The sequence below is a fragment of the Microvirga zambiensis WSM3693 genome, from assembly GCF_016735695.1.
GTDB lineage: Bacteria > Pseudomonadota > Alphaproteobacteria > Rhizobiales > Beijerinckiaceae > Microvirga > Microvirga zambiensis.
In genome coordinates, this window is the sequence record NZ_JAERQD010000042.1 from 24,619 (window position 1) to 37,000 (window position 12,382).

Consider the following 12,382-nt stretch of genomic DNA (forward strand, 5'->3'; position numbering starts at 1 on the left):
TCGCACCTCACTGAAAGTCCGCTTACCGCCTCATGAACTGACTAAAGCATTTCATCTAGGAAGTGCCAGAAGGCAACATTCTCCCTCCCCGCGCCCAGGAATCGTCGGCACCTGATCGCCTGCCAGGAGCCGCTTTATCGCGCTGCGGCGAAGTTGGGTTGCCATGATATTACAGCGGCAGCGGCATTGCGGATCACGTCGAGCACGTCGCGCGGCTGGGAGAGCATCGGGACGTGGCTGCTCTTCAGTTCGACAGTTGTGGCGCCCATACGCTTTGCGGCTGAGCGTTCCAGGTCGGGATGGACGGTGCGATCCTCGGTAGCCACAATGGACCAACTCGGCTTCGACCGCCACGCGATGCCATCGTGCTGTTGGTTGAACAGATCCGAGGCCGGCGCGAAGTGGGTCGCATAGACGATCTCCTGCTCTTCGGGCGACAGGTCGCCGGCGAAGCATGCGACGCCATCGGGACGCATCCAGACGCGGCCGTCCGCGACTTCGACGTACTTGAAGACGTCTGTCTTGGGGAACTTGTCCTGCTGGCCCTGCGACGTCTCGGTCTCATCCGGACCCAAGGCCGCCATGTAGACAAGAGCGGCGACACGGGGGTCCACGCCGGCGTGCGTGATGACGGTCCCGCCGTAGGAGTGGCCGACAAGAACGATCGGACCACTGACCCGCCCGAACGTGCGGATGGTTGCATCGACATCGCCTTTCAGCGTGTCCAGGCCGTACTGCGCAGCCATCACCGCGTGCCCCTCCGCCCGCAGCGCCGGGATGAGCTTTTGAAAACATGAGCCATCGGCCCAGATTCCGTGAGCAAAGACGATACTCGGTTTGGTTTGCGTGGACATGGGGCGCTCCTGTATGGCTATGACAACAATACGGCGCTGGTTGACCCGAGGGATCGCCCCGACGGCAAGAACCGGTCCTGAGCCATTTCATTGATCTCGAAAAGGACCATCCGCTCCGGCGATCGATGTCAGGATGCCGCAACAGGCCGTTCCTCAAAGCCCTCGAAATCCGCTACGCACGTTCTCTGTATCACGGCTGATGCGGTTGACTTTCCGGACGGAGGCCGATCTACAAGCACGACCGTCTGGCGGATTGACGATCATACCACCCCGCCAGGACGCCGTCTCCAACCAGTGAGGGATCCTCCTTTCGCGTCGCCGGTTCCAAGGTCCGGAGTGGGTCAAAGAGTAACGAACAGCAAATGAAATGAAGGTCCGCTCACCGCCTTATGGGCAGACCAAAGCGCTCGATGAATCAGGAAAGCGTTGCGTTCGAGCGTCTTCGGAAGACTCCGTCGGCAACGTTGCGTCGCACCAATAGTACCGGGAGGGCTTCGCGCCTGGGCGTCCCCGCGGGCGGCCTTTTCCGTAGCCTCGCCGACCGATTTCTCTATCATGGAGGTCGTGGACGAGACACCGCAGGTCGAACGCAAGCTGGTCGCGATCCTCGCCGCCGACGTGGTGGGGTATAGCCGCCTCATGAGCCTCGACGAGACGGGCACCCTGACTCGGCTCAAGGCGCTACGCCACGATGTCGTCGATCCGGTGATCGCGAGCCATCACGGCCGCATCGTGAAGCTCATGGGCGACGGCGCGCTGGTCGAGTTCGCCAGCGTGGTCGATGCCGTGGCGTGCGCCGTGGAGATCCAGCGTGCGATCGCCACCCAGCGCGGGACCCTTCCCGAGCATGCGCGGATCTCGCTCCGGATCGGCATCAATCTCGGTGACGTCATCGTCGATGGCGACGACGTCTATGGTGATGGCGTCAATGTCGCGGCTCGGCTGGAAGCCATCTGTGAGCCTGACGGGATCGCCATCTCCGGACCGGCTTATGACCAAGCCAAGAACAAGCTTGACGTCGAGTTCCAGTCGCTCGGCAACCGACACCTGAAGAACATCCCCGAGCCGGTCCGGGTCTATCGCGTCCTGCTGAAACAGCATGCGCGAGGCCCGGGACCGCATCCGCGCTGGTTCACCCTGACCGCGGCGCTGGTCCTGCTGGCCATTGTGACCGCGATCGGTGTCGCGCTTTGGCCCCGATCAGCCACCCTGGTGTCGGACCTCCTGCGCTCGGCCGGGCTGGGGGCCGGCAAGCCCTCGCTCGTCGTCCTCCCGTTCGACGGTCCCGGCGACAGCGCCCAGCAGGACTATTTCGCCGACGGACTCACCGACGATCTCATCACCGACCTGTCCAAGATCTCAGGGCTGACGGTGATCGCCCGCCACTCGGCGTTCGCGTTCAAGGACCAGCCCAAGGATATCGGGACGATCGCCCGCCAGTTGGGAGTCCGGTACGTGCTCGGGGGCAACGTGCGTCGTGCAGGCGACACCATCCGGGTTAATGTGCAGCTCGCCGATGCCGCCACCGCAAGCACCGTCTGGGCGGAGCGCTACGACGGCAGCGCCACCAGGATCTTCGAGTTGCAGGACCAGTTGATTAAGCGCGTCGTCGAGGCCCTGTCGGTCCGGCTGACTGAGAGCGAAACCTCCGCCATCACTCGCCTGCCCACCCGCAACCTTGAGGCCTATGATTTCTACATGCGGGCCGAACAGAAGGTCTATTCGATCGGGCAGCGGTCCCTGGGAGAAGCCCTCTCGATGTACGAGAAGGCGATCTCCCTCGATCCCGGGTTTGCCGAAGCCTATGCGGGCCATGCGAGGGCGATCGTCGATGTTCTCGCCTTTGATTTTCAGCCCCTGATGCTGAGCGCGGTCGCCCGCCAGCAGGCCTATGCGTCGGCGGGTCGGTCCCTGGAGCTCAATCCAGGACTGCCGCGGTCCTATGCCGTCCTCGGCATCCTGCAAATGCTCGACGGCGAGATCGACCGGGCGATTGAGTCGGTGCAACGGGCGGTCGCGCTCGACCCGAACGGCGCGGACGCTAAGCTCAACCTCGCCATCGTGCTCACCTACGCGGGGCGGCATCCGGAGGCCTTGGCGGCCATCGAAGGGGTGCTGCAACTCGATCCGAAGCCGAAGGCGCAGGTCTACGGCTACTACGGCCTGGTGCTGTACATGAACCGCCGGTATGAGGAGGCGCTCAAGGTTCTCCGCTCCGTTGGCCCTGACGGGTTGGGCGATGTCGGCATCGAGACCCTGGCCATGGCGAGCGCCCAACTGGGCCGCATGGAGGATGCGCATGGGGCCGTGGAGGTCGTTCTCAAGAGGATCCCCAGTCAAAGTGTTGCTAGTCTCCGCGTCATGTACGGGCACCATCGGCGACCGGAAGACCTGGACCACCGGATGTCGGCCCTCCTCAAGGCAGGCCTGCCGGAGTGGTGTTTTGGTTTCAGTGGCCGCCTGGAGGATCGGCTGGATGCGTCGGCGATCCGCTCCCTCGCTTCGGGCAAGACGTGGAACGGATATCTTCAGAACGGCGCGCCATTCGTCATGCAGCTCGGCTCGAACGGGGATTTCGCGGTGCGTACGCAAACGAGGATGGCCGTGGGCCGGTTCACCCCCGAACAGGACCTCTTCTGCACGCAATCCGCGGGAGTCTTGCTCGGCCGGAAATTCTGTAGTCCGGTCTATCGCAATCCCGGCGGAAGTGCCGAGACCCGGGACGAGTACGTTTATCCCGACTCCACCACCGTCCGGTATTTTTCGGTCGCCCAATGACGCCCTACGAAGGGTCGCGGCCCAAGTGGGAGTGGAGACCGACGCTCAGTTACCCCTCGCCTGCCGGGCCTGGAATTCCTTCTGCCGGATCTCCGGCCACTTGACGTCGGCCTTCGCGACCACATCGCCAACGTGGGCGTCGAAGTCCTCCTCCAGGCCTTCGCGTCCGCCGAACAGGTAGAGTTTTCCGTCAACGATCCGCCAGGCTTCCGGATCGATGTTGGCGGAGGCTTCCTCGTTTGCCGTTCCCAGGGCGCAGAAGCCGCCGTACTGCGGCGCGTAACGAATGGGCTCGGCCGCAAAGGCGCCCCGGTTCCAGGCGTTCGAAAACTGCCACGTGGCGCCAAGCCAGTCGTAGCTGAACTCGGGAGCGCCCTTGGTCGGACGGCCCTCGGTAAAGTAGGCGACCGGGTCATAGCCCTTGATGGCAACGTTGCCGAAGTATCCGGTGTTCACGCCGTCGGCCCCAGCGGCCGTGCCGATGCCCAGGCAGAGGAGCAGCGGGAGGGGTTTCACCGCACGTGGCAACCATCCGGGGGTTGGGAAGCAGCGCAAGACCATGGCGGGCACTCCTCTTCTCTGATGCGGTCAATTCGCGGCTGCAAGACACGCGGCCTCCGAGGCGCCGATCTTTTCCTTCGGCTGGCATCGGGCGCCGTGCCGCTTCAGCAGCGCCATCACCGCGGCACTCTTGTAGAAGGTCGCCCGGGTCAACGGCGTGTAGCCGTCGCCCTGGACCGCCTCGACGTCAGCTCCTCGTGCGATCAGCAGCTCGGCCACCGCGGCCTGGTTCTGCTCGGCGGCGACATGCAGCGGCCTGATGGCGTGCAGGCTTCTGGCATCGACCATGGCGCCATGGTCCAACAGCAAGATCGCGATGCGTGGGCTCCCCGCGTAGGCCGCGGCATGGAGTGCGGTGAACCCGCGGTCATTGCGCGCCTCGAGATCGGCTCCGGCCTCGATCAGCGCAGCAACGGCTTCAGGCTGGTCCGCGAGTGCGGCCTCGATCAGGGGCGTCTCGCGCTCCCGGTCGCGGCTGTTCACGTCGCTGCCGGTGGCAAGGAGTTGCTTGATCTGGTCGACGTTGCCTGTGCGGGCCGCGTCATGGAGCGGCGCGGCATTCCCGTGGCCGCCGGCGCCAAGGCAGACGACGAAGGTCAGGACAGCAAGCCATAGAGACCGCATCACGCCCATCTCCAACGTGCGTCCGATCCAGATCGCCACGATGGGTCAGCGACTGGCACCGCCGTGGCATGGCGGAGCCGGAGTTTGCTCGGCAAGCGACCGAACCCTGGGGCTCCATCAATGGGGAATTTTACGCCCGATCCCCAGGAAGGCAAGCAACCGCTTGCCCGGTGGGTCCGGACTTCCCGGTCGTTGCCGGAGCTGGTCGGAAGGACCGTCGATGGATCGGGTCGTCGGGTACCGCCGGCATGCCCACGTCCCTGGGAACATAGGCCAAGAACGAACGCGAAATCGGCTTTCCCTCCGGTACCGGAAGCCAGTTGCCAATGAATCCAATTTCATAAACGGATCCTGCGCGAATGACATCGCCGCTCGTCCTGCTGGCGTCCGCCTGACGTTAGGAGTAACATGAGAACGAGGCACGTTATCGAATAGCGCGCGACGACACCATCACGAGGTAATCGGATGAGGCGGCGCGATCTCATAGTCGGTGGATTGCTCGCCGTGAGCTTCGCGCGGCGAGCCTCGGCGCAACCAAGGAATCGTGTCCGGCAGCTCTTGCTGATAGGGAACTCGTGGTCCGATCAAGTGACCTCGGACCCGGCCTCACCGCGTTGGGCCGTCTTCCTGAAAGAACTCCGACGTCATGGCTATGAAGCCGGTGTGAATCTTGTCGTGAGCTGGCGTGAGGGTGTGGAGGATTGGGGCGGTCCGCGGGACGAGTGGACCGAGGTGATGGACGACATTCGTCGGCTTGCGCCGGATGTCATCGTAACCACCTCGCATGGCTGGGCGCGTTTGTTGAATTCCGTGATCGGCACGATCCCGATTGTCGTCTCAGCTCTGAGCCCGATCGAACAGGGAGTCATATCGAGCCTTACGCGAGCATCCGGCAGCATCACAGGCATCGCAATCGACCTGGGACCTGACTTCTACAACAAAGAGCTCGATCTCCTTTTGGAGGCGGCGCCAATGATATCCTATGTCGGATTGCTCAGCGCAGAACGAACCTATGGGGGCATGCGACAGCTTTGGCGCGAAGCCAAGCAGCGCGGTGTCGGCATCCAGGAATTTCCCTACTCCAGCGACTACGAAGCCCGCTTCGATTCCATGGTGCGGGAAGGAGCAACGGCAGTTCTCGTCCTCGCGGATGCCAACCATGTCCCTCACGCCAATCGGATTGCACGTTTGGCGAGACGCCACCGGCTGCCGCTCATGAGCCCGTTCCGTCGGATGACGGAGGCAGGCGCCCTCATGTCATACGGCATTGACTGGAACGCGGTAGATCGAGGTCTTGCGGTCTACACCGCGCGCGTGCTCGGCGGGGCCAAGCCAAGCGAACTCCCCTTCGAGCAACCAAGCCGTTACGAACTCGTGCTCAATCTCCAAACAGCCGATGATCTTGGTCTGACGTTCCCTGACTCGCTTAGGGCTTTCGCCGACGACATGCTCGAACGAGGCCGCTCCCCTTGATATTATTTAAGCGCTGGGACTGACGAACTATTCTCCCGTTTCGACCATGGAAGATTGTAACGCACTGCATTGGTGGCAAGAGCATGTTCGGGGGTTGCGGGTGTCAGGGTCGATTGTCGGCTTCCTGCGGCTGGGTCGCTGCGACTTCCACCGGATAGCCGTTGTCCACCCAGGAAGGGTACCCGCCGGCGAAGTAGTACACCTTGGAAAAGCCCCACTTCAGGGCCTTGGCAGACGCGAAGGTCGACATCGGGCAGTATCGCCCATAGCAGTAGAAGACTACTTCCGTATCTGGAGCAGCGATCTCGGACAGAGTTTCCTTGGACAGGCTTGTCACCACATCCCGCAGATGGGCCCCTGGAATGTGCCCACGGCCATAGGCGACCGCAGACCGCACGTCGACGAAGCGGACACCTCGGTCATGGAGTTCCTTGGCGGCGATAGCGTCGATCTTGGGAGCGCCCTCGACGAAATACTCGCCGTTCCGCTTGCTCACGATGCTGGTGTACTCGTCGTAGCTTAGGTCTGTGCCGCCTCCCTCAGGCACGCCTGCCTTGCGGAGTCCGTCGAGATACTGTTCTCGATAGGGACGATGGAAGTTGAACAGGTCGCCGTACCACCACCATCCCGATTCCTGCACGGTCAGCGGATCGAATCCGATCGGAACCATGAGGGCATTGTACTTCTCGATGGCCGCGCCGACGCCCTCGCGTCGCCCCACGTGACCATAGGCGGAAACCAGCGTCGCGTACTCCTCTGAAAGGGGCGACGGTAGGCTGATCAGACGGTGCAGCGTGTCGATCGACTCTTCATACCGTTCTTGATGGAAGAGCGAGAGGATCAGAACCCGGAGATAGCCTGGCGGATATTGCGGGTTGAGCCGCATCGCCCAGCGCACATCCTGTTCCGCCTCCATGGCGCGCCCGACGGCATTGAGGATCCTGGCCCGACCGATGTGGTTGTCCGGGTCGTTCGGAGCGAGCTCCAGTGCCCGCTTGATCGCCGCAAGGGCTTCGTCATTGCGCCCCTGCCGCGCCATCACCTCGGCCGACAACGCATAGGCAGGAGCATTCGGGGCTTCCAGGGCCTTGGCGAGGTTCACGTTCATCCGCTCGAAGGCGCGCTGCATGCCGACATTGGCCGCGCTCCATGAGGATACGGCGACCCTCCAGTGGCCGGTCGCGAGCGCCGCGTAGGCGCGGTGATATTCGGGATCGAGCTCGACGGCCTTCTCGAACAGCGTGATGGCCTGCAGGGTGTCCGGCTCCGTCTCCCGGCGGAGATGTGCCCACCCCTGGAGCAGCGCATCATAGGCGCGCGGATCCTTCGTCTCCGCTTGGGCAATCCGCGCCTGCTCCTCGCCCGTGAGCTCCGCCGCCATGGCCGCAACGATCTGCCCGATGACCTTGTCCTGAAATGCGAACATGGCGCCGAACGGGCCGTCGTAGCGTTCCGCCCACAGGTGATGGCCGTTGACCGCATCGATGAGCTGGGCGTTGATCCTCACCTGGTCGCCCTGCCGCCGGACGCTGCCTTCCAGCACGTAGCGGACACCGAGTTCGGCCGACACCTCCTGTACCTTCGTGGGCTTGCCCTTGTAGGTCCAGCTCGAGTTGCGGGCGATGACGAAGATGCCGGAGAGCTTCGACAGATCGGTGATTAAGTCCTCCGAGATTCCGTCGGCGAAATGGACCTGCTCGGGATCGGAATTGAAGCTGTCGAACGGCAGCACGGCGATGGAGGGTTTGTCCGGCAGCGGCAGGGCTGCGCGTTCGACCATGGCAGACTCGGCCTGCGGCTCCCATGGCGACCACCATATGAAAGCGCCGCCCGCCAAAGCTGCCGCAGCAACGGCTGCCGGGAGATGCCATTGGCGCAGCCAGGAACGTTTGAGGTGCCATCGCGCAGGTCGCCCATCCATGCGGATGCGGTAGGTCCGCACCGGACGCGAGATGTTCTTGACGTGCTGCTCACCCGTGAACTCCGAGGTGAGGTCGAGCTTGCCATGCAGATGGTCGTAGGCCGTACCGGAAATGAGAATGCCGCCCGGCTCGCACAACTGCCCCAGGCGGGCGGCGACATTCACGCCGTCGCCGAGAAGGTCGCCGTCCTCGACGACGACATCGCCGAGGTTGATGCCGATCCGGAACACGATGCGTTTGTCAGTCGGAACCTGCGCCTGAGAGGCGGCGACGTCCTTCTGCATGGTTACGGCGAAGGTTGCAGCGTCCACGACAGACCCGAACTCGGCAATCGCGCCATCGCCCATCAGCTTGACGATGCGACCGTGATGCTCGGCGAGCAACGGATCGATCACTTCGCGCCGCAGGGCTTTGATGGCGGCGAGCGTACCGTTCTCGTCCATCTCGGCGAGACGGGAATAGCCGACGATGTCTGCGGCCACGATTGCCGCCAGCCGGCGTTCGACCTGGTCTACCCCATGGCTGCCTTCCCAATGGCAATGCCAATGCTCCACATAGCTCTGCGGAGATCTGCGAGCGAACCACTCAGCGAGTTCGACAGTCTACACCTCTTGCCTCTGGCATGCGATCCAATTCAGGAGCCTGTCCGGCGCCCGGCAACCCGGTCATGCACTCGCGCCGGAACCGCCGCCCGCCGGGGGACCGATGGCCCGATGCCTCGCGAGGCGGCTTCGTGCGTGCCCTTATGTCCTCAGATCTTCGGGCACCATGCCACCGCTCGCCGCGAGCTTGGCCATGACCTGCTTGTGCAGCCAGACGTTCATCGAGGCGGAGTCCGACGTGTCGCCGGTATATTTCAATTCCTTGGCCAGTTCCTTGCGGGCCTCGAGGCTAGCTGCAAGAAGCTCAAGCTTGAGTCACATAGGCCGCTCACCATGGAGGATGGGCAGGCAGCGCTCATCAGAGCGTCGGGAAGCGCTACTCCAGCCATTCTACTCCCGAGTGAAGCCCCTGTCGTGCGCGAAGCGCGGCCGTGATTTCCGATATGACGCTTTATAGAACGGGCTGGTAGCAGCCCAGCGGGAGAATACCGCGCCAGGCCGCTGACGCCGCGACAGCATCATCTCGTGCTGCGCGCCGGGCAAGCCCAAGGCCGTGCGCTACCGACCCTTGCGCGGATCGTCAGCTGGGTTGATGTAGTCGATTCCTCCTGGGCCAGTGTACTGAACTTGCAGGATCGCCTCTCCATCTCCAGTCCACGCATAATGCGCATGCTTTGCCGGGTACACCCACATTGCGCCCGGCTGGAGCAGGCCGCCTACCTTCTCAGGCTTCTCGCCACTGTTCGTCCCGATGTTGCCGCTGAAGACGGTCACGACCTCTGCGAAGGGATGGGTGTGCGGCGGCATGGTGAAGTTGGGCGGGAACTTGATGCGTTGGACAACTGTCTCGCCAGCCTTGGTTGGATCGCCGACCAGCGTGGCGGTCTGAATACCCTTAGGAAAGGCCGGATTTTCCGTCCACTTCACGGCATCGGGCGTTATGACATTCGTGTGTCTTGTGTCCTGCGCCATAGCACCGCCGACCAGCAACACGAGACTTGTTGAGAGTAGCAGGGTCTTCATTGCGCTCCTCCTTAAGGAGAGACGCAAGTCTACCATAAAGCGCGTGTCCTCACGTGTGCAGGAACAAAAACCAAATTCGCAGAACTCCTTTTATAAAACTAGGACGTACGGTCTACCGGTTGACCGCACCAGTTCCTTACTCGACGACCTTGTCGGCTGCTGCGAGGACCGCTGATGGGATGGACAGGCCAAGCCACCTGGCGGTGAGAAGATTGATCGCAAGGGTGTAGCTTGTCGGCGCCTGAACCGGGAGATCACGAGGCTGCGCCCCTCTGAGGATACGGTCGATGTAAACCGCAAGCGCTTGGGAGTAGCCTTCGGTCGGGCCATACGCAATCAAGCCTCCTATGGCCGTTGCATACTGGGTGCCGTAGATCGCCGGGATCCGATGGCGATTGGCCACATCGATGATCTTGCTTTCGTAACCCAGGTTGAACTCATCCGGCAGCACCACAAGGGCCCCATGCGGCTCCGACGCGAGCGCGGCCACAACGGGCTCGACCCCGGAAAAGTCCCGCGCGTCGGCCAGGATCGGCACGATCTGGAGGGAGGCCGCCACTGCTTCGAACTCGCGGACAAAGGGCGAGGACCGGTTCTGCGTTGCCTCCGGGTTGAGCAAGATTGCGACACGCCTGATCTGGGGATCGAGTTCCTTCAGGAACTGTACCCACTTGCCCGCGAGGGAGGGCTCGAAGGTGGTAAAGCCGGTGACGTTGCCGCCCGGACGGGTGAGGTTGCTGACGATGCCGTTTCCCACGGGATCCGCCACGCCGAAGAAGACGATTGGGAGGGTGCGGGTTTCTGCGAGAACCGCCAAGGTTGCCGGCGTTCCGTGGGTGACGATGAGATCAGGCCGGGCGGTGACGACATCCTTGGCGATCCTCGACACCTGATCAAGGTGCGTCGGAACATGGATGTCCGCGCGGACGTTGCCGCCTCTTGTCCATCCGAGCGGCTGAAGGTGCTCTGCGACATCCGCCCAGTTGTACGGGGGGGTTCTGAGACCTTCGATCCACCCAATGCGCCGCACCCGATCGGAAGCCGGTGCAGCTCCTGTCAACGGAGGCAGGAGGGAAAGTGAGCCAAGGAGCAGGATGATGTCGCGCCGCCTCATACTGCCACCTCCTGAGGAGGAAGGTGGCTAGACTATCACATTATGGCTTACGCTCGAATGCACTAACCAACGTCAGTTCAAGCTGATGGTCAGGAACGGGTCAGACCAGGAAATCCCGCACCCTTCGAGAACGTCCGGTGTTGGTGGCTTGAGGTGACGTTCGGCATTCTTCGACTCAGTGTTATCACTTTCCTGGGGGTGCGCCTGCGGACCCCACGGATCCGCCGGGCTCATAAGGCCCACACCCGGCTGGATCGCTGCGCGGTGCGGTCAATCGCGTCCGCCACCGCGTCCGGAGCGAGGTGATGGATCATATGGCCGAGACTTGGAAGGACGATGAACTCGCTGTGCGGCATCTCCCGGTGTAGCCGCGCGGACTGCCGGCCCACATCCACAATCTGATCGTCAGCACCAGCGATGATGGTGACCGGCATCGTCAACTCGCGGTAGTGCCCCTCCAGGCCCATCGCTGACGGCGTCATGAGTGCCGCATCCTCCGCCGCCGCACGAAGCTGCAACGGCCGCAGCATCAGCGCCTTCGGGAACTCTCGCTCGAAGCGCTCCGGCACCGGCGCCGGCTGGAACACGCGCTTGATCATGCTGGGCAGGATCGCCCGCGCCACGAGCGGGGAGACGGTGTAGCGCATGGCATCGCCGATTACCGGGATGGCTGGCGGCGAAAGCAGGAACGTGTCGGCCCGCAGGGTTGGATAGTAGTAGCCGGAACCCAGCACGAGGCCCCGAACGAGCGATGGAGCCTCCAGGGCGAGGGCCACGGCCACCAGGGTGCCCCAGGAGTGGCCGTAGACCGTGGCCTGCTTGACCCCAAGCTGCTCCAGAGCCCTTCGGAACAGACCAGCATGAGCCCGCGGCGTCCAGACCTGGCGCGGCCGCGAACTGTAGCCATATCCAGGGCGGTCAAATACGATCACACGGTAGCGCTTCGCCAATCTGTCCACGAGATCGCTGACGGTGAAGTCCTGGATCATGGTGCCGTTGCCGTGGATCAGCACCAAGACATCACCATGGCCACGTTCGATGTAATGCAGACGCACCCCATCCACGCTCAGGAACTGGCCGATGGGCGGGTACCTGCGCTCAGCATCCTGGGTCTGCTTGCGGCTGTACAGGGCTGCCGCACCCAATGCGGCGGCTGCGCCCAGCAGAACGGGTGCGAGCCATCGGCGCGAACCAGAACGGCTCCCTCCTCCAGGTCTCCGGAGGTTTGCGGGGCTCCAATCACGCTCCTCGCCGGCCGCATGATCTTGCGCAATACCATTGGCTCCGGCCGCACCAACAGCCGGAGGCAGTCTCGGGCCGGCGTCTGTTGCCAGGTTGCGCATGCTTTGTCTCCGTTCGGGGTCCAAGACCTGGTTTCCAGGACGAACAACGCATCGGATCCCGTCGGGTTGCTGCATTGCACAAAGACAG

At 63.1% G+C, this 12,382-nt stretch carries 9 protein-coding genes and 1 pseudogene; 2 read left to right on the forward strand and 8 right to left on the reverse strand.

The genetic code is table 11. From position 1 onward, the window contains the following. Nucleotides 1–134: 134 nt before the first annotated feature. The gene (locus tag JKL46_RS24755; RefSeq protein WP_201838402.1) at nucleotides 135–854 is read right to left on the reverse strand and encodes an alpha/beta fold hydrolase; all 720 of its coding nucleotides are present in this window, start codon (nucleotides 852–854) and stop codon (nucleotides 135–137) included. 564 nt (nucleotides 855–1,418) lie between these two features. Here JKL46_RS24755 and JKL46_RS24760 point away from each other — a divergent pair. Further along, nucleotides 1,419–3,632: an adenylate/guanylate cyclase domain-containing protein gene (locus JKL46_RS24760; protein WP_343074112.1), complete on the forward strand. Its 2,214-nt coding sequence runs from the start codon at nucleotides 1,419–1,421 to the stop codon at nucleotides 3,630–3,632. Between the two features lie 45 nt (nucleotides 3,633–3,677). Here the strand turns inward: JKL46_RS24760 and JKL46_RS24765 are convergent, their stop codons facing one another. Both JKL46_RS24765 and JKL46_RS24770 read right to left on the reverse strand, forming a co-directional pair. Next, entirely contained in the window at nucleotides 3,678–4,148 is a 471-nt protein-coding gene (locus tag JKL46_RS24765; RefSeq protein WP_201838404.1) for a YHS domain-containing (seleno)protein, read from the reverse strand. A 72-nt stretch (nucleotides 4,149–4,220) separates the two neighbouring features. Beyond that, nucleotides 4,221–4,817: an ankyrin repeat domain-containing protein gene (locus tag JKL46_RS24770; protein WP_201838434.1), complete on the reverse strand. Its 597-nt coding sequence runs from the start codon at nucleotides 4,815–4,817 to the stop codon at nucleotides 4,221–4,223. A 465-nt stretch (nucleotides 4,818–5,282) separates the two neighbouring features. Between JKL46_RS24770 and JKL46_RS24775 the strand changes: the two genes are divergently transcribed. Then, the gene (locus JKL46_RS24775; protein WP_246529500.1) at nucleotides 5,283–6,290 is read left to right on the forward strand and encodes an ABC transporter substrate-binding protein; all 1,008 of its coding nucleotides are present in this window, start codon (nucleotides 5,283–5,285) and stop codon (nucleotides 6,288–6,290) included. A 103-nt stretch (nucleotides 6,291–6,393) separates the two neighbouring features. Here JKL46_RS24775 and JKL46_RS24780 read toward each other — a convergent pair whose 3' ends face one another. The 5 genes and pseudogenes from JKL46_RS24780 to JKL46_RS24800 all read right to left on the reverse strand — a co-directional run bounded on the left by JKL46_RS24780 (nucleotide 6,394) and on the right by JKL46_RS24800 (nucleotide 12,294). Further along, nucleotides 6,394–8,694 carry a rhodanese-like domain-containing protein gene (locus JKL46_RS24780; protein ID WP_343074113.1) on the reverse strand — a complete coding sequence of 767 codons (2,301 nt, stop codon included), beginning with the start codon at nucleotides 8,692–8,694 and terminating at the stop codon, nucleotides 6,394–6,396. Nucleotides 8,695–8,955: 261 nt separating this feature from the next. After that, nucleotides 8,956–9,129: pseudogene (locus tag JKL46_RS24785) on the reverse strand (DUF3597 family protein); the annotation flags it as partial. Nucleotides 9,130–9,372: 243 nt separating this feature from the next. Next, nucleotides 9,373–9,837, reverse strand: a complete 465-nt coding sequence (locus tag JKL46_RS24790) for a cupin domain-containing protein (protein WP_201838406.1) — start codon at nucleotides 9,835–9,837, stop codon at nucleotides 9,373–9,375. Nucleotides 9,838–9,973: 136 nt separating this feature from the next. Then, nucleotides 9,974–10,951 (reverse strand): ABC transporter substrate-binding protein, encoded by a 978-nt coding sequence (locus JKL46_RS24795; protein ID WP_201838407.1) that lies wholly within the window; start codon nucleotides 10,949–10,951, stop codon nucleotides 9,974–9,976. A 230-nt stretch (nucleotides 10,952–11,181) separates the two neighbouring features. After that, nucleotides 11,182–12,294, reverse strand: a complete 1,113-nt coding sequence (locus tag JKL46_RS24800; protein ID WP_201838409.1) for an alpha/beta fold hydrolase — start codon at nucleotides 12,292–12,294, stop codon at nucleotides 11,182–11,184. Between the last annotated feature and the right edge of the window lie 88 nt (nucleotides 12,295–12,382).

What these genes read in the sequence shown, in the direction of transcription:
- JKL46_RS24790 (WP_201838406.1), bottom strand. Translation starts at nt 9,837, where the DNA reads ATGAAGACCCTGCTACTCTCAACAAGTCTCGTGTTGCTGGTCGGCGGT.
- JKL46_RS24800 (WP_201838409.1), bottom strand. Translation starts at nt 12,294, where the DNA reads ATGCGCAACCTGGCAACAGACGCCGGCCCGAGACTGCCTCCGGCTGTT.
- JKL46_RS24770 (WP_201838434.1), bottom strand. Translation starts at nt 4,817, where the DNA reads ATGCGGTCTCTATGGCTTGCTGTCCTGACCTTCGTCGTCTGCCTTGGC.
- JKL46_RS24775 (WP_246529500.1), top strand. Translation starts at nt 5,283, where the DNA reads ATGAGGCGGCGCGATCTCATAGTCGGTGGATTGCTCGCCGTGAGCTTC.
- JKL46_RS24795 (WP_201838407.1), bottom strand. Translation starts at nt 10,951, where the DNA reads ATGAGGCGGCGCGACATCATCCTGCTCCTTGGCTCACTTTCCCTCCTG.
- JKL46_RS24755 (WP_201838402.1), bottom strand. Translation starts at nt 854, where the DNA reads ATGTCCACGCAAACCAAACCGAGTATCGTCTTTGCTCACGGAATCTGG.